The 17,255-nt window shown below is 67.3% G+C and carries 12 protein-coding genes; 7 read left to right on the top strand and 5 right to left on the bottom strand.

The genetic code is table 11. The features are described 5' to 3' along the window. Positions 1–9: 9 nt before the first annotated feature. Together ACOOGH_RS10765 and ACOOGH_RS10770 are read right to left on the bottom strand one after the other, a co-directional pair. Entirely contained in the window at positions 10–4,107 is a 4,098-nt protein-coding gene (locus tag ACOOGH_RS10765; RefSeq protein WP_420448913.1) for an Ig-like domain-containing protein, read from the bottom strand. A 325-nt stretch (positions 4,108–4,432) separates the two neighbouring features. Further along, the gene (locus tag ACOOGH_RS10770) at positions 4,433–5,617 is read right to left on the bottom strand and encodes a hypothetical protein (RefSeq protein WP_420448914.1); all 1,185 of its coding nucleotides are present in this window, start codon (positions 5,615–5,617) and stop codon (positions 4,433–4,435) included. Positions 5,618–5,798: 181 nt separating this feature from the next. Between ACOOGH_RS10770 and ACOOGH_RS10775 the strand changes: the two genes are divergently transcribed. From ACOOGH_RS10775 to ACOOGH_RS10795, 5 genes are read left to right on the top strand one after another with little or no spacing between them, the layout of a single operon-like run. Continuing rightward, positions 5,799–8,036 (top strand): S9 family peptidase, encoded by a 2,238-nt coding sequence (locus ACOOGH_RS10775; protein WP_420448915.1) that lies wholly within the window; start codon positions 5,799–5,801, stop codon positions 8,034–8,036. 11 nt (positions 8,037–8,047) lie between these two features. After that, positions 8,048–9,136, top strand: coding sequence for a hypothetical protein (locus tag ACOOGH_RS10780; RefSeq protein ID WP_420448916.1), 1,089 nt, complete (start codon positions 8,048–8,050; stop codon positions 9,134–9,136). A 60-nt stretch (positions 9,137–9,196) separates the two neighbouring features. After that, positions 9,197–9,727, top strand: a complete 531-nt coding sequence (locus ACOOGH_RS10785) for a hypothetical protein (protein ID WP_420448917.1) — start codon at positions 9,197–9,199, stop codon at positions 9,725–9,727. 13 nt (positions 9,728–9,740) lie between these two features. Further along, a complete protein-coding gene (locus tag ACOOGH_RS10790) occupies positions 9,741–10,229 on the top strand; it encodes a hypothetical protein (protein ID WP_420448918.1) in 489 nt (162 codons plus the stop codon). A 19-nt stretch (positions 10,230–10,248) separates the two neighbouring features. Further along, on the top strand, positions 10,249–11,343 hold the full coding sequence (locus ACOOGH_RS10795) for a hypothetical protein (protein ID WP_420448919.1): 1,095 nt from the start codon (positions 10,249–10,251) through the stop codon (positions 11,341–11,343). Positions 11,344–11,364: 21 nt separating this feature from the next. Here the strand turns inward: ACOOGH_RS10795 and ACOOGH_RS10800 are convergent, their stop codons facing one another. After that, positions 11,365–12,720, bottom strand: coding sequence for an FAD-dependent oxidoreductase (locus tag ACOOGH_RS10800; protein ID WP_420448920.1), 1,356 nt, complete (start codon positions 12,718–12,720; stop codon positions 11,365–11,367). Positions 12,721–13,010: 290 nt separating this feature from the next. On the opposite strand from ACOOGH_RS10800, the gene ACOOGH_RS10805 reads away from it, so the two are divergent. Next, positions 13,011–14,171, top strand: a complete 1,161-nt coding sequence (locus tag ACOOGH_RS10805) for a PQQ-dependent sugar dehydrogenase (RefSeq protein WP_420448921.1) — start codon at positions 13,011–13,013, stop codon at positions 14,169–14,171. On the opposite strand, the gene ACOOGH_RS10810 is transcribed toward ACOOGH_RS10805, so the two are convergent. Continuing rightward, the gene (locus tag ACOOGH_RS10810; protein ID WP_420448922.1) at positions 14,161–15,072 is read right to left on the bottom strand and encodes an aminotransferase class IV; all 912 of its coding nucleotides are present in this window, start codon (positions 15,070–15,072) and stop codon (positions 14,161–14,163) included. The two genes, ACOOGH_RS10805 and ACOOGH_RS10810, sit on opposite strands and share 11 nt — an antisense overlap. Before the next feature lie 125 nt (positions 15,073–15,197). Between ACOOGH_RS10810 and ACOOGH_RS10815 the strand changes: the two genes are divergently transcribed. Then, the gene (locus ACOOGH_RS10815) at positions 15,198–16,415 is read left to right on the top strand and encodes a serine hydrolase domain-containing protein (RefSeq protein WP_420448923.1); all 1,218 of its coding nucleotides are present in this window, start codon (positions 15,198–15,200) and stop codon (positions 16,413–16,415) included. A gap of 28 nt (positions 16,416–16,443) precedes the next feature. On the opposite strand, the gene ACOOGH_RS10820 is transcribed toward ACOOGH_RS10815, so the two are convergent. Further along, positions 16,444–17,253: an ABC transporter permease gene (locus ACOOGH_RS10820; protein ID WP_420448924.1), complete on the bottom strand. Its 810-nt coding sequence runs from the start codon at positions 17,251–17,253 to the stop codon at positions 16,444–16,446. Positions 17,254–17,255 lie beyond the last annotated feature (2 nt).

The raw sequence follows: 17,255 nt of genomic DNA on the forward strand, positions 1-17,255 counted from the left end.
TGAGCCCGTCTAACGCCGTTCGGGCGGCGGCTCGGGGAGACCGCGGCTGAAGAGGACCTCGAGGTTCGGCGGCAGAGGCAGTGCGCCGGGTTCGCCCGCGGCGGCGGCCAGCGCGGAGGCCCGGTCCAGCAGGATGGCCCGCACGCGGCCGCTGGCGGGATCGCGCAGGATCGCGGAGGGGCGATCCGTCGTTCGGTCGAGGGCCGCCGATCCCGTCGGACCCGTGAGTTCGATTGCGTCGAGGAGGCCGGCCCATTCGGGACGATAGGGGACGCCGAACACGAAGCCCGCCCGGCCTTCCCGATCCGCCACGGGCGTCATCGCGAAGCTGATCGAGAACAGGATCTCGCCGTTGCCCGTCCGCCCGACGAGCCGACTTGGACCCGCAGAGTCCGGGAGCGCCGGGGGCGCTTCGATGGCGAAGGCGGGGCGCAGATAGGGCGTGCCGTCCACCTCCGTGCCGCCCCACAGGAGGAGCGTGGGCTCCGGCGACGCCGCGCGATCCGCCGCCGCTTCGCTGGCCAGGCGGTAGCGGAGCGCACCCGAAAAATGGTACTCGCTGATCCAGTTCGGATCACAGTAGGACATCAGATCCGACACCGTCGGCGGTATCAGGACCTCCTGGCCGGAACGGGAGTCGAGGCCCCACGCACCGATGGCTCCGCCACGGTGGGGGTAAGCGGGATCCACCGCGGCTCGGACACCGCAGGGGGCATGCCAAAGCCGCATGTTGTGGCCGAGTTCGTGCGCCACCGTTCTCACCACATCCGGTCCGCCTCCGGCGAGTCGGACATAGCTCGTCCGGCCGGGGATCCAGGCCACGCCCCAGGCGCCCGTGGCTTCCCCGGAGAGCACTGCCATCCAATAGCCGGTCCCACCCTCCATGTAACGGACGACACCCACCTCATCGAGGAGACTGTCCGAATCGTTGCTGGTGGTCCACACGGGCCCATGAGCCTGTACGGACAGGTCACCGACCGGCATGAGGTTGTGAAGCTCCCCGAGCAGCTCGTGGCCCTCGGGATCCGCCGCCATCTCCGCGGCGGTCCTCACTGCCGCGGAATCCGGACCGCTCCGCCAGAGGAATGGCACCACGGTCAGATTGAAGGGCGGCATCGCCCGAACCGGCACGGCCCTCCGGCCCGACTCGGGAATCCGAGTCGACACACCAAGACCGGGATCCAGCGTCCCGGCCGGATCGATTTCGACCACCATCTCGAGGCCGGGCCGGATCACCTCGCCCGGAATCCACACGTTGGCGGAACGGTCCAGCGCACGCTCCGCATCGGCGATTCGGGTCGGCATGGGTGTCGACTGTCCCGGGACGTCGACCGTGTAGATCTCACCGCCACCGACGAAGAAGGTCGCCCGGGCCGGAGGGATCGGCTCGCCGGTGCTCTCCTCTGTTGTGACGAAGATGCGCAGGAGCGCCGTCTCGCCGGCAATGAGCGACACAGGGAAGTCCCGCGACTGCACCGCCTGAGTCAGGTACGCCCCGGAACCGGCGTCCGCTACCGACTCGCATGGGGGCAGGCGCACGAGGCCCGACCACTCCGGGTCGACGGCTCCGCCTGCCACGCACAAGCCGGTCCCCCTCCCTTCGAACCGCGACAGCGCCGGGAGTTCCCTGAGACTCGGCGGCAATGGGCCGGTCAGTCCTGCATTGCCCGCCAGATCCAGCCAATCGAGGCGTGTCATCGCGCCGAGTTCGGGAGGCACCGGCCCCTGGAGATGGTTGTGACCAAGCAGCAGTGTCTCCAGACTCCGGAGGTTCCCCAACTCGGCCGGAATCGGACCCGAGAGACTGTTGAGCCTCAGGTTGAGTTCACCATCCATGGGGTAGGCTCCACGCGCGCCGAGCGCGCCAAGTTCGGGGGGGATCGGCCCGGCCAGTTCGTTGCCGTCAAGGGCCAAACCCCGAATGCTCCTGAGGGAGCCAAGCTCGGGGGGGATCTCTCCGGACAGATGGTTGAATCCCAGGTACAGGGTCTCGACGGAGGGCAGGTCCGCGAGCTCCGGCGGTATCTGACCTTCCAGCTCGTTGTTGTCCAGCCATATGACGATCACTTCCGACAGGTTCGCCAACTCCGGCGGGATCGGTCCAGTCAGCCGGTTATTGCTGAGCAGCAGTTCCTCGAGTGTCGACAGGTTCCCCAGTTCGGGGGGGATCGGGCCACTCAGCCGGTTTGAGTCAAGATGCAGGTTCGTCAACGCCGGAAAGGCGCCCAACTCGGGCGGTATCGGACCGGAAAGCTGGTTGTCCCTGAAGTTGAACCACTCGAGCCCCTCAAGCTCGATCAGCGCGGGAGGGATCCCGCCTGTCAGCCAGTTGTGGGGCAGTTCCAGGCTCCGGAGCGCGGCGAACTGACTAAGCTCCGCTGGTATGGGGCCGCGCAGGTTGTTCGACGGGAGACTCAGCCACGCCACATTCCCATCAGCGTCCGTCTCAACGCCGTACCAGTCCCCCAGCGGCGCGTCGCTCAGCCAGTTGTCGCGCCTCTCCCAGCGCTCTCCTTCCGTCGCCTCGTACAACAGGCCGAGAATCTCGCGATCCGTGAGACGCGGACATTGCTCATCCGTTCCCGACCTGACGGGTATCGCCTCCAGCCAGGCTCGGAAGTGTGGTGACGGCGGCACGCAGAGTTCCGTACCCCCGTAGCGAAACTCCTCCAGCGCGAGCGAGGACAGAGCCTGAGGGATCGAGCCCTCCAGGGCATTCCCTCCGAGTCGAAGCACGGTCATTTGCTGCAGCAGTGTGATCACGAGCGGAATGCGTCCCGTCAGCCCATTACGCGACAGATCGAGGCTGCTGACGCGTCCGAGCGAGTCGGCGCCGATGCCGTGCCATTCTTCCAGTGCTTCGTCGCTCTGCCAGCCGGTGGACCGGACCCAGATCGCTCCGTCCATGGCTTCGAACAGGCCCGCGAGGGTGGATCGATCCGCTTCGTTACAGCGGGGCCCCACCGCATCTCTCTGGCGCAGCCACCGCTCGAAGCTCGTCGTCCCCGGAGCACAGAGACCGCCGGCTCCCGCCCATCTGAAGCTGTCAAGGTTCGTGAGATCGACGAATGAGGACGGGATCGCTCCAGTCAACGCGTTCTCGTCCAAGAACAGCCGTTCAAGCATGCGGAGGCCGGAAAGGTCGGCCGGAACCGGGCCACTCAGTTTGTTGCGGAACAGGTTGAGGAAACTCAACTCGGACAGGGCCCCCAACTCCGGCGGGATCGGACCGCTGAGTTGGTTCGACTCGAAGCTTATTCTGCGCAGATTGACGAGCCTGCCCAGCGTCGGCGGGATCGGACCGGTAAGCTCGTTCCATCCGAGATCGAGGTTGCCGAGACGGGCCGCATTCCCGATTTCGGGCGGGAGCGGTCCCGAGATGCCGTTCCGGTAGAGGTTCAACTCTTCCAGGTGTGACAGGTCTCCGACTTCCGTGGGGAGAGTACCGATCAGGTTGTTCTCGGGCAGGTGCAGGCTCGTCACCCTTCCGCCCGCGTCCGTCTTCACGCCATGCCATTGCCCCAGCGGCTCGTCGCTCAGCCAGCCGTCGCGATTCCTCCAGCCGGGACCGCCGGCTGATCGATACAGCGCGTTGAGGGCGGCCCGCTCCGGGTCCGGGTCCGGGACGTTGATCGCAGAGGTCCCGGTGATCGGACCGGACTGGGCGGTGATGGTCGCCATGCCCTCGGCGAGCCCCCGCACCAGCCCACCGTCGTCGACGGTCGCGACTGTGGGGTCGCTCGAACTCCACGCGAAGACCGTGCCCGACACCGGATGGCCGTTTGCGTCCCGCGCCTCCGCCGACAGCCGCGCCGTGTCGCCAATGGCGAGTGTGGCTGCCGATGGCGTGATCCCCACCCAAGCCACGGACGGCCGCACCGACACGCGGGCCGTCCCCGTCACGGATCGGGCCTGCGCCGTGACCTCCGCAGTACCCGCGCCGGTCGCCGTCACGAGGCCAGCCGGGTCCACCGCCACCACCGACGTGTCACCGCTCGACCAGGACACCGCGGCGCCCGTTATCACCTGGCCCGTCTGGTCGCGCACCTCCGCCCCCAATCGCAGGGTGCCTCCCAAGGCGCTCATTTCGGCCGGGGCCGGGGTCACGGTCACCGAGGTCGGTTGCGGCGAGGGGGTCGGCGGCGGCGGAGGAGGGGTCGGCGCCGTCGAAGCGTCTCCGCAGGAGAGGCCGGCAACGAGCCCGAACAACAGGATGGTCCGGTCTCGCCGCCGGATCAGGGCACCGCCACCCTGCGATGTGTCGCCCAATAGTTGTGTCGCCATATATATATGTAAGATATATAAGCAGCTATGGAATCGGGGCAAGCGACGGAGCAGGTGGCAACAGTGGGTGGCGCGCCGTCGGATGGATCGGTGGAGTCGCCGGAGGAGCGAACCAGAGACGTGGAGCTACGGCAGCACTACGTCACCGTCAGTTCGCGACCAGTCCGTAGAGGGCGACGGTCGGAACGCCCAGTTCGTCGCGCTGGCGCAGGAGGACCCAGTCCCGCCCCGCGTCGAGGACGACGCCGCTCGGCAGCGTGAGGCGGCGAAGCCATACGCCGTTCGCGTCCAGAAGATGCAGCTCCTCGCCCGCAGCCAGCCAGGCGTGGGTCTTGACCCAGAAGGCGCCGTCCGGCAGTGGGATAAGAGCCTCGTACGCCGGGAAGCGCTCCGGAAGCTGATCCCGGATGTCGGGCCAGACGTCCCGCTCGAAGTTCCGCCGGGCTTCGTCCTCGTCGTACCGCGCCAGCCACCCTTCCCGATAGCTGTCGACGCGGTCGCCCGTCACCGTGAGGTCGGGACCGCCCCAGCGGGCCACCCGCGTCACCCGACCCGTCCAGTCCAGGTGCTCGAGTTCGTAGTCATCGGCCGTCCCGTACCACACGCCGGTGCCGGCAGGCGCGAACTCCATGTCACGCCCCCACCAGCGCGGACCGCTGGCCCCGGCCTGGATGAAGAACCGTTCGGCGCCCGGGATCCCCGAGCGGAGGGTGACGACGCTATCCCTCTCGAAGGATTCGAGGACCGTTTGCCACCGGTAGAGGTCCCCCTCGGCCAGGTCTTCCTCGTAGCTCGCACCCATGTCGTCGGGCCACGGCGTGTAGACCAGGCGGCCGTCAGGCGCACAGAAGGGGTCGTTGTAAGGGCGGACGCCGGCTGCAAGGAGCGAGCGCGTCGCGAGTACGTTGCCATCGAGATCCAGCTCGGTGATGCGGTCGAGACTCCAGTCGAAGACGGTGAGCGGTGCCCCGGGGCAGTTCCTGAGCAGCCGCAGCCCCTTGTACTCCCCCGGCCCCTCGCCCGATCGCCCGCTGGTCCACAGGTGACGACCGTTCGCGTCGTAACGGCGGAGGTTGCCGCTCTGCTCGTCCGCGACGACGACGCTTCCGTCCTCGAGACGAACCCCACCCGTCACGTTGCCGAAGATGTATTCGAGCGGACCGTCGACGATCCCGATCCGCACCAGCGGCTCGTCGGCCAGCGTCAGGTCGGCGTCACGCGGGGCTGCGCTCTCAACGACCTCCTGGCCGGCGAGCGCCTGCGGCGCCATGAGAATCGAAACGGTGAGCAGTAGTACGGCGCCGCCTGGCAGGCCGAACCTGGGTCGGTGCATTTGCGCCCCGCGGGGGAGGTGTGGACAGGGAACATCGATCTCGGACTGGGGACACAGGTTCGACGCGAGAGAGTTGCGTCGCGTTTACGTCATCTGCCACGAGGCTCGATCCATCGTTCACGCAATACGAAAGTCGTATGATTGGGACAGACTACACGTTACCCATGGTACCGAGGTTCAGATGCGTTCCCTTTCCGTCGCCCTCGTTCTTCCCGCCGCAGTGCTCGCGCTGCCCCCGCAGATGCCGCTCGCCGCGCAGGAGCGGCCATTCACGTTCATGGATGTGCAGGAGATGAAACGCGCCGGCTCATGGACGCCGAGTCCGGACGGCGCGTGGATGCTCTACACCGTGACGACCCCCGACTGGGAGGCGGCCGAGTCCCAGACGGACATCCACCTCGTGTCGCTGAGCGAGGGCGTCCCGTCGGATCGCCGGCTCACCTACACCGAGGACAAGGACGAACGCAGCCCGACCTGGGGTCCGGACGGGTCGTTTTTCCTCTTCGCCTCCAACCGGGATGGGGACGACACCCAGCTCTACATGATGCGCCACGACGGGGGCGAGGCCCGGAAGATCACCGACGCGGAGGAAGGCGTGTCCGGCTTCGCGTTCAGCCCCGACGGGCGCTGGCTCGTGTATCGCTCCGGGGAATCCAACCGGGAGCAACTCTACCGGCTGCCGGCCGACGACCTCGCGGACGCCGAGCCCGAACAGATCACCGACGGCGAGGCGGGCGTGGACCAGTGGGACTTCTCCCCTGACGGAAGCCGCGTCTACTTCGCGCGCCCCGATTCGTTCGACGAGGACGAGGTGAAGCGGCGCGAGGAGGGCTTCACGGTCGACGTCCGGAACGCGGTCACCCCGCTCTCGAGCCTGTGGAGCGTCGAGGTCGAGTCGGCCGCCGAGGAGCGCGAGACCGACGACCCCTCCTACAGCGTGAACAGCTTCACGATCTCCGACGACGGACGCTGGATCGGGATCACGGGCGGCTCGACGAAGCGCTACGAGCGCAACATCACTGCGCAGCGGCTCTATGCGGACCTCCACCTCATGGAAGTGGCGACGGGCGAGATCGAGCGCTTGACCGACAACTACGAGGTCGGCGAGGGCGGACTCAGCTTCTCCCCGGATGGCCGCTGGATCGCTTTCTCCGCGCCGGACGAGATGGAGCGCTACTCGATGACGGAGAACCGCATCTACATCCGCGAGCTCGGGGACCGCGGGGGGGCGTTCCGGAAGCTGGGCGCGGAGTTCGACCAGAGTTCGAGCGTCGGGTTCTGGTCGGAGGATGCGAACACGATCTACTTCAACGCCGGCGTGAAGGTAACGACGCAGTTGCACGCCCTCGACGTGGAGACCGGCGCGGTGCGGCAGCTCACCGACGAGCTCGCGGCGCTCTCGGTGTCCCGGAATGACGACACGGGCACGCTTCTCATCAACTACAGCGACCCGAAGACGCCGCCCACCGTATTCGCCGTCGCGAGCGTGGACGATGTCCCGGACCGCTCGAAGTGGACACAACTCGTCGACGTGAACCCCCAACTGCGCGAGGTGGCGTTCGGCGAGGAGGCGGAGGTCAACTGGCGTTCGTCCGATGGGAAGATGGTCGGAGGCGTTCTCGTCTATCCCGTGGACTACGAGGAGGGGACGCGCTATCCGCTCATCGTCGCGATCCACGGGGGGCCGGCGTCGGCCGACATCCTGCGCTTCAACGGCGGGTACAGCGCGCAGGTGTACGCGGGGGCGGGCTACGCCGTGCTCAAGCCCAACTACCGCGGCTCGCGGAACTACGGGAACGCGCACCGCACGGACATCGTCGGCGACTACTTCACGATGGGCTACGAGGACATCATCACGGGCGTGGACCACCTGATCGCCGAGGGCATCGTGGACGGCGACCGCATGGGCGCGCTCGGCTGGAGTGCGGGCGGCCACTGGTCCAACTGGATCCTCACGCAGACGGACCGCTTCAAGGCGATCAGTTCGGGCGCCGGGACGATGAACTGGATCAGCATGTACGCGCAGAGTGATGTGCAGCGTAACCGGCAGTTCTACGTGGGCGACGGCTTCCTGTACGAGGACTTCGACACGTACTTCGACCAGTCCCCGCTCAAGTACATCGCGAACGCGAAGACGCCGACGATGATCCACGTGGTGGAGGGCGACCCGCGCGTGCCGAGCCCGCAGTCGGTTGAACTCCACATGGCGCTCAAGAAGCTGGGCGTCCCGACGGAACTGTTCATGTATCCCGGCCGGAGCCACGGCATCCCCGACCCGCGCAACCGGCTTGTGAAGGCGGTGAGCGAGATGGCCTGGATGGATTACTACGTGCGCGGCATGGGAGAGAAGTTCCAGTGGCGACAGGTGCTCGAAACGCTTGAGGCCGAGGAGGCCCCGACGGTCGTCTCGGAGCGTTAGCCGGAGCTCCAATGAAGGGGAAACCGCGCCGTTTGGTCTGGCGGGCGGCCCGGACTGCGGCCGCGGTCGCGCTCGTCGTGGTGCCCTTCGGTTACGCGATCACCGAGGTCCACCGCGATGTCTGGATGGGAGCGGGCTGCGGGCTCGCCATCGGCGTGGGCATCGGCCTCCGGGGAGGCCCGCAAGCCGGTTCGTGGATGGGTATCCTCATTGGTTCGATGGTCGGGATCTCCACCGCCTTGATTGCCGGCGCCACGCCCTGGAACAGCGTTAGCCTTCTCGTCGCACCGAACCTGGCACTGGCGGTCGGCATGCATGACGGGCTCCGCGAGACCTCCTTCTCCCGGTATCGGGGCATGAGCCGGGAGACAGTCATCCTGTCTGTCCTCATCGGCTTGGGGCTTTCCCCCGCCTGGGTCGCGTCGGACAGCCTGCGCTTCGTTCTGGTTCCACTCCTCTGCACGCCCTGGATCGCGCTGATGGCGGGGCTCCTCAGCCACCGCCGGGAGGGCTGGCAGGACACCCGTCCTCCCTGGCTCCTCGTCGTGAGTGCGGCACTGTCGTTTGCGCTCTTGCTCTTTCTGATTGTGCAAGGGCAGGCGGTATGGCTCTCGACCCCATGGACGGTTCCGGCTCTGCAATACGCCGGCCTCAGGGCGCTCGTGCTGGTTACGGCTCCCGCCGCCGCGTTCCTGCTGGGGCGCGTCGCCATCACGTGGCTGCAGCCGCGCCTTGGCGTGTACGGCCGGCTTGCCGACTACCTGCGCATCATGTGGGTGCCCATCGGAGGGTTCGCCGTCGGCTACCTGATGATCATCGTGCTGTTCGCGGGGTTCTACGGAATGCTCGAGCGTTTCAGCCCCGGCGCCTTCGCCGACGCCGCCGTCGGCATCAAGGAGTGGCTCTTCTTCGCGTTCTTCACCGGCCTCGCCCAGGATTACGCGACGACGGCCCCGGTCTCTGACGGCGCGCGCTTGCTGGTCGGTACCCACCTGATCCTCTCGGCGGGGTGGGTCGTGGTACTGTTTGCGGCGGTGATGTCATTCGTGGGCCCGAAGCTCAATCGGATCGCCAGACGCCACGCGGAGGAGGAACCATGAGTCGTTTGATCTGGCTGGGGATCCGGATTGCGGCCGCGGTCGCGCTCGTCGTCGCAACCTGTGGGTACGCGATCACCCGGGAACCACACCGACGTTCTGCTGGGGGCGGGGTTTGCGGTTGCCGTCGGTGTCGGCGTCGGCCTCCGGGGGGGATCGGGGCGTCACCCGTGGACCGGCATCCTGATCGGCTCCACGCTCGGCGTCTTCACGACGTTCCTGAGCGCGGCGTGGACCGGCTGGGGCGTCATCCTGGCGCCCCAGCTCGCCCTGGCGGTCGGCTTGATCGATGGGCTCGGCCGGTCGTCGTTCCACAGGTACCGGGATGTGATCCGGGAGACGTTCATCATCGCCGTCCTGCTGAGCCTGGGGCTCATCCCCGCAATGGCAGCGGGGGTAGTGAACGATCTCCTTCTGGGACTATTGCTGGTGCTCATGCCTCTGCTGCTCATGCCTTGGACCGCGCTGCTGCTCGGCCTCCTCAGCCGGCGCCGCGAGAGATGGGACCGACGCCCGCCCCCCCCTGCTGCTGGTCCTCGGTGCGGTTGCGCTGCCCGTCGGCTTCGGCCTCCTGTTCGGGTTCGGGGTGATTAGGGATTTCGAAGCCTTGTCGGGCATCCAGCAGGTTGCGGCAATCGTGATATCCATGACCTCCATTTTGGTGCTGATTCCGGCGGCCGGGTTTCTTCTGGGGCGCGCCGCCGCCGCCTGGCTCCGTCCGCGGCTGGAGGTGTACGGCCAGCTCGCCGCCTACCTGCGGGTCATGTGGGTCCCGATCGGCGGGTTCGCGGCCGGCTATCTGACGATCATCTTTCTCTTCGCGGGATTCTACGGAACGCTGGAGCGTTTCAGCCCGGGCGCGTTCGCCGACCCGGGCACAGGGATTGCGGACTGGGTGTCCTTCTCTTTCTTCACCGCGGTGGCCCAGGACTACGCGGCCATCGTCCCGGTCTCGTCCGGTGCCAGAATGCTGGTCGGCGTGCACCTGATCCTCGCGGTAGGCTGGGCACTGGTGTTGTTCGCGGCGGTGATGACCTCCATCGAGCCGAAGCTCGCCCGGATCGCGCGGCAGCAGGAGGACGAAGACGGCGAATGACCACCGTGAGGCGGAACCCGTGCACCGCTTGATCTGGCTGGCAGTCCGGATTGCGGCCGCGGTCGCCGTCATCGTCGTGCCCTTCGGCTACGCCACGGCGGGGAGCAACGCCGGCGTCGCGGTGGGCGCCGGGTGCGGTCTCGCCATCGGTGCGGCGGTCGGCCTCAGCGGGAACCGGGGGCCGAGGCCGTGGACCGGCATCCTCGTCGGCTCGCTGGTCGGCATCGGCGCCGTGCTTGCCTCCAGGGTGGCCGTCACAAGCGGAGCCATTGCCATGTCGCCGGTGCTCGCCTTCGGCGTCGGCCTGATCCACGGCGAAGACCTGCTGGACGGGGTCGGGGGGACCTCCTTCGCGGGCTATCGGGACGCGTTCAAGGAGACGTTGTTCGTATCCGTCCTCCTCGCGCTTGGGCTCCTGCCCGCCATCTATGCGCTGGCGACACCGTCGCTCTTCGTGGACATCTTTCTGTTCGTGCCTTTCGTGGCGCTTTCGGCCGGCCTGCTCAGCCGCCGCGCCGCCGGATGGCGCGACACCCGCCCTCCCGCGCTGCTGGTGCTCGCCACGGTTCCCACCGTCGGGTATGCGGGTGGCGCGATTGTCCTGGGTTTGATGGAGGACGACCCCCGGTTGGGCATCGGCACCGGCCTGGGGACCGCAGCGGGCTTGCTGCTCCTTGAACTGGCCGTCACGGCGGCTTTCTTCGTATTCGGGCGCGCAGCGATCATCTGGTTCCGCCCGCGGTTTCGAGTGTACAGCGGCCTCTCCGACTACCTGCGCGTCATGTGGATCCCGATCGGCGGGTTCGCCATCGGCTACGTGACGATCATCGTCCTGTTCGCCGGTTTCTACGGCATGTTGGAACACTTCAGCCCGGGGGCGTTCTCCGCCGCCGGCACCGGGATCGTCGACTGGCTGTTCTTTTCGTTCTTCGCTGCCCTCGGCCAGGACTTCGCGACCGTTGCCCCGGTTTCGGTCGGCGCCCGCGCGCTCGTCGGCATCCACCTGATCCTCTCGGCGGGTTGGGTCGTGGTGCTGTTCGCGGCGGTGATGACCTCCATCGGCCCCAAGCTGGAGCGGATCGCGAGACGCCACGCGGAGGACGACGGCGACTGACCCTGACGCCGCGACTGACCCTCAGGCTTTCCTGAAGCGCCAGCCGTACATGACGCGGCCGTAGTAGTTGAACATCTTCCGCGCCCCGGAGTCCTCGAAGGGGTAGTCCGCGCCGATCTGTCTCGCAGCCGCGAGTCCCGTGACGAAAGCCGTTTCCTGGCTGTTGATCAGCGTGTGGGCACCGCAGTGCCAGCTCCCCTTCCTGCCCTGAATGAGGCGGAACAGGGGGACGATCCACGCGACGTGGCGCACGTCGTGCACGATATGCTGGAACCACCAGCGCTTGATGACCTTCCCGTCATCGATCTTGCTGATCGGGTTGTATGTCACCAGGCAGGGCTTGTCCGACCGCTTCGCCCACGGCTGCTGGTTGTGCATGATGTACGTGATCTCGTAGTTGTCCGGCCTGGCGCCGTACTGCTCGATATGGTTGCTCCGCGTCTCCACCGCCTTCACCTCGTCATCCGGCAGGACCGAGGCGTCCGAATGCACGACGGTATGGTTGTGGAGTTCGCTCTCGTAGCGGATCGATGAGAGGATGTAGCGCTCCAGGAACGACGGCTCGTCCAGCATCATCAGCGTCTGGTTCGCGTTGCTAGCGAAAATCACCGCGTCGAACCTTTCCTCTGCGCCGTTCTCGTCCTCGACGACGACATGGGACGGCCGCCGGTACACCTTACGGACGGGCCGGTTGAGATAGATCCTGTCCCGGAAACCCGCCGACAGCTTCTCGTAGATCCGCCTGGTACCCTGGTCCCATGTCTGCATCGTCGTCGCGACTTCGATGTCGAAGAATTCGAGGTACTTGGAGAACAGAGAGGCGGGCATGTCGAAGACGTTGGTCGCCATCAGGAAGTTGACGAACATCGGCTTCAGGATCTTGTACCTGAAGTCCCCGGAGAGGCCGGCCAAATTGAGGACCGTTCCCATGCTGATGTAGTTGAACGGATTGAGGGCGTTCAGGAACTTCGAGCGCGCATTCGTGAGCCGGCCGAAGCGGTGCAGCACCCGCAGGATGCGCTGGAACTTCCGGATCTCGTGCTGCAGTTGTTCTCTGATGTCCGAATCGAAATCGTGAGCGTAGGTCCCCCCGCGATATTTGACGCTGTAGCTGAACCTCGTGTCGATCAGGTCGATGCCGAACTGTTCCAGCAACGCCATGAAGTGCTGATATACGGACGGAATGCAGGCGGTGACGGAGATGTCGAAGGGGATCGAGCCGCCGTCCTCCTGGGGCATGTCGACCGTGACGGCGTTCCCGCCCAACTGCTCGCGGGCCTCGAAGAGCCGGAAGTCGAACCGGTCCGAATCGTGATGCAGCGCCCATGCGGCCCCGAGGCCAGAGACGCCTCCACCGATGATGGCGATCTTCCGCATTCAGCTCCCTTTCCCGGCGGCGGTCCCGGCGTCGCGCCGGCATCCCCGCATTCCGGCTGCAGTCCGTCACGCGCCGCCCACCTTTCGCCCCGCGATCCCGGTTGGCAAGTCGCCCTCGCCGGGGAAACGCTGCTCCGCGCATGGGTGTTCACAGTGCGTGGGCCGGGAGATGCTGCCGACGCTTGCCCACCGCCTGGTCTGGCGAGCCTTGCTGTTCGGGGGCTGCGCGCGACAGTTTTTTCGGGTTGCGGCAACAAATGTGAACGACGTGATTTTCTCCGGGAGTTGAGATGAGCAAGCGCACCCCTCTGGCGATCTTCGCCGCCGGGCTTCTTCTGTCGACCGCGACTCCGGCCCTGGGTCAGGAGGTAATGCAGTCGGCGTACCACGACTACAGGCTCGTCCCGGTTGTGGAGGGACTGGTTCGCCCGTGGTCGATCGCGTTTCTGCCGGATGGCGAGATGCTGGTCACCGAGAAGGCGGGCACGCTTCGCGTCGTGCGCGACGGGCTGCTCCTGCCGGACCCCGTGAAGGGCGTGCCGGAGGTGATCTCGGCCGGGCAGGGCGGACTCCTCGACGTCGTGCCGCACCCGAACTTCGAGGACAACCGCCTCCTCTACCTGAGCTACTCGAAGCCCGACGACACGGAGCGCGGGACGACTGCGGTCATCCGCGGGCGGTACGAGGACGGCGCTCTCACCGGCATCGAGGAGATCTTCCTGGCCGTCTCCGAGGGGCGGGGCCACTACGGATCCCGCCTCGTCTTCGACGGGCAGGGACACATTTTCATCACGGTCGGGGATCGCCAGGCCTCGACGCGCGGCGACCTCTACGCCCATCCCGCGCAGAATCCCTCGAACCATCACGGCACGGTCAGCCGCGTGTACGAGGACGGCGGGATCCCCGAGGACAACCCGTTCGTGGACGACCCGAACATCCGCCCCGAGATCTGGAGCTTCGGCCACCGCAACCAGCAGGGGATGGTCATGAACCCGGAAACGGGCGAACTGTGGGCCACGGAGCACGGCCCGCAGGGCGGTGATGAGCTGAACCTCGTTCAGCCGGGGCTCAACTACGGCTGGCCCGTCGTGGGCTACGGGGTCAACTACGGTTCGGGCACCGCGATCCATGAGGGGACGCACAAGGAGGGGATGGAGCAGCCGGTCCACTTCTGGGTGCCGTCGATCGCGGTCTCCGGCCTCCTCTTCTACACGGGCGACCGCTTCCCGCACTGGAAGGGGAGCCTGTTCGTGGGCGGGATGGCCGGGGAGCAGTTGGCGCGTCTCACACTCGACGGGCAGGAGGTCGTGCGCGAGGAAACGCTCGTGCAGGGGTTCGGGCGCATCCGCGATGTCCGGCAGGGTCCCGACGGGCTGATCTACCTGGCGATCGACGGCCGGCGGGGCGAAGCGACCGCGATCCTGCGCATGGAGCCCGTCGCTACGCGGTAGGTATCACGGACCTCCGGTAGGCTTCCGACAGCGCCCGGGTGATCTCGCCCGGGCGACCGCCCCCCACGGGCCGGCCGTCCAGTTCCACGGTCGGGCGTATCTCCGTCGTCGTGCCCGTGAAGAAGATCTCCTCGGCGCCCCGCAGTTCGTCCACCGTGAAGGCGCGCTCCCGCGCGGGAATCCCCAGTCCGGCACACAACTCGAGCGTGAAGGCGCGGGTGACGCCGTGCAGGATGTGGTTCGTGGCCGGGGCCGTCGTCGCTTCCCCGCCGATGACGGCGAACACGTTGTTGTGCGTCCCCTCCTGCACCATGCCCTCGCGGATGAAGATCGCATCCTCGACCTCCGCCTCCGCCGCGGCCTGCTGCGCGAGGACGTTGGGCAGGAGGCCGGTCGTCTTGATGTCGGCGCGGGCCCAGCGCTGGTCGGGCAGGGTGATGGCGCCGAAGCCGCGCTCCCAGCGTTCGGGCGTCGTGCGCACGAGTGCCTTCGCGAAGGCGTAGACGGTGGGCGGGACCGGCCGCGCCGGGAACGCGTGGGTGCGGGGCGCGGCGCCGCGCGTCACCTGCATGTAGAAGACGGAGAACTCTGCCTCGATGAGGTCGTTGCGCGCCATGAGTTCGTCGCCCACGTCGGCGAGAGGGGCCACGTCGGCCTCGATCCGGAGTGTCCGCAGGCCCCAGGCGAGCCGGGCCAGGTGGCGATCGAGAAGAAAGCAGCGGCCGGCGTACGCCGGGATCGCTTCGTAGACCGCGTCCGCGAACAGGAAGCCCCGGTCGTTCACCGAGACCCGCGCCTCGCCGACGGGGAGATAGTCTCCATTCAGGTAGACGATGATGGTCCGCAGCTCCTTCGCTTTCGGGAATCGCGCGCGGTCCCGCCACACAGCGGGCCGGCCCACTAGATGTCCGCGCGGGACCCGGCGTGCAAGCTCCCCCCTCGATCTGGTTCACGCTCGTGCGCCGCGTTAGCGTTCAGCGTGTGGGTCCCGCTGTGGGCCCGTTTTCTCCTGCTTCCGGAGGACAGATGAAGGTTTCGCGGCGAGTTCTCGGCATCCCGGCCGCTCGGTGGCTCTTCCTGGCGATCATCCTGCCCTCGACGATCCTCGCGGGCGCTACGCGGTTCACCCCCGGGCTGGCGGCGCAGGAAGCGCGCACCCTCTCCTACGGCGAACCGGAGGAGGTCGGCATGTCCCGCGCCGTCCTCGAGGGCGCCCTCGGACTGTACCACGAGGCCGTCGAGCGGGGAGACATCGTGGGCGCCGTTCTGCTCGTCGCCCGCAAGGGGAAGATCGTCCTCCACGAGGCGGTCGGCATGCGCGACAAGGAGCGGGGGCTGCCGATGGAGCGGAATTCGATGTTCCGCATGGCCTCCAATACGAAACCGGTCGTGGCCACTGCGATCGGGCAACTCGTCGAGGAGGGCAAGCTCTCCTACGACGACCTGGTGCGCGAGTACATCCCCGAGTGGGACAACTACCGCGCCGGGTTCATCACGGTCGGGCACCTGCTCTCCCACAGCAGCGGTCTCCGCATCCCCACGCTCTTCCTGCAGCCGCTGGGGGAGAACCCGACCCTGCAGAGCGAGTCGGCCCGCTTCGGTCCGATCGGGGCGGAGGTGACGCCGGGCGAGACGTACTCCTACAACAATCCCGGCTACAACACGCTGGGTGCGCTGGTCGAGATCGCCTCGGGCCAACTGCTGGAGGACCGGCTCATGGAGACGGTCTACGGACCGCTCGGGATGGCGGACAGCTACAACCATCACGCCGCGCACGAGGTCGACGGGAAGGTGGACCGCATGGGCGCGGTCTACTACCAGCGCGGACCCGATGGGGACTGGGCCCCCGGCGGCACTCCGGGAGGGCCGGTGGCCTTTCCGTTCGCGCGGGCTTCGGGCGGTATGATTTCGTCGGCGTGGGACTATGCGGTGTTCTCGCAGATGTTCCTTAACGGCGGCAGCTATGACGGGGCCGAGATCCTGACGCCGGAGACCATCGACGTCATGACCTCGCCGAAGATTCACATCGCCGGAGAGGGTGACGAGGCGAGCTACTACGGCTACGGCTGGCGGATCGCCGACGGGACGTTCGGCCACGGGGGCTCGGACGGTACGAACGCGTGGCTCGACCCCGATCGCGAGATCATCGGTCTCGTGTTCACGCAGACGCCGCGCGGCGACAGCCGCGGGACCCGGCTCGAGCGCTTCCGCGAACTCGTGAACCTGTCGCTCGAGGGTAACTGACGGCGCCTCGGCGCGGCGCATCGCCGACTCAGGCTGATGCGCGGCGGCGGAGCCATTCCACGGTCAGGAGGAGGCCGAGGGCGAAGACGACCAGGAAGGTGGCGACCGCGAGGATCGCGGGGCTGATCTGTTCCCGGATCCCGGCCCACATCTGGCGCGGGATCGTCCTCTGCTCCAGCCCGCCCATGAAGAGGACGACGACGACTTCGTCGAACGACGTGGCGAAGGCGAACAGGGCCCCGGAGATCACGCCGGGGGCGATGAGCGGCAGTTGCACCGTCCGGAAGGTGCGCACGGGACCGGCGCCGAGACTGGCCGCGGCCCGCGTGAGGTTGCGGTCGAAGCCCGCCAGCGTGGCCACGACCGTGATCACGACGAAGGGCATGCCGAGAGTTGCGTGGGCCAGGATGAGTCCGAGGTGCGTCTGGGCCAGACCGACGTTGGTGTAGAAGAAGAACATCCCGGCCGCGGAGATGATCACCGGCGTGACCATGGGCGAGATCAGGAGTCCCGTGATGAAGCGGCGGGCCGGCATGGCGGGGCTCGAGAGCCCGAGCGCCGCCAGCGTGCCCAGAGCCGTCGCGAGCACCGTGGCGGAGACGCCGATCACGAGGCTGTTCACGAGGCTCCGGGTCCAGGCCTCGTTCTCGACGATCTCCCGGTACCAGCGCAGCGACCACGCCTCGGGGTCGAGGCGCAGCATCCCCTCGGTGAAGGTGAAGTAGGGCTCCGCGTTGAAGCTCAGCGGCACGATCACGATGATCGGCGCCACGAGGAAGATGAAGACGAGGACGCAGAAGGCGAGGTAGGCGAAGCGGCCGAGGCGGGCTCCGGTCACGG

This window comes from Candidatus Palauibacter sp. (assembly GCF_965213655.1).
In the GTDB taxonomy this organism is placed as follows: Bacteria; Gemmatimonadota; Gemmatimonadetes; order Palauibacterales; family Palauibacteraceae; genus Palauibacter.

What these genes read in the sequence shown, in the direction of transcription:
- ACOOGH_RS10770 (WP_420448914.1), bottom strand. Translation starts at nt 5,617, where the DNA reads ATGCACCGACCCAGGTTCGGCCTGCCAGGCGGCGCCGTACTACTGCTC.
- ACOOGH_RS10775 (WP_420448915.1), top strand. Translation starts at nt 5,799, where the DNA reads ATGCGTTCCCTTTCCGTCGCCCTCGTTCTTCCCGCCGCAGTGCTCGCG.
- ACOOGH_RS10780 (WP_420448916.1), top strand. Translation starts at nt 8,048, where the DNA reads ATGAAGGGGAAACCGCGCCGTTTGGTCTGGCGGGCGGCCCGGACTGCG.
- ACOOGH_RS10800 (WP_420448920.1), bottom strand. Translation starts at nt 12,720, where the DNA reads ATGCGGAAGATCGCCATCATCGGTGGAGGCGTCTCTGGCCTCGGGGCC.
- ACOOGH_RS10805 (WP_420448921.1), top strand. Translation starts at nt 13,011, where the DNA reads ATGAGCAAGCGCACCCCTCTGGCGATCTTCGCCGCCGGGCTTCTTCTG.
- ACOOGH_RS10815 (WP_420448923.1), top strand. Translation starts at nt 15,198, where the DNA reads ATGAAGGTTTCGCGGCGAGTTCTCGGCATCCCGGCCGCTCGGTGGCTC.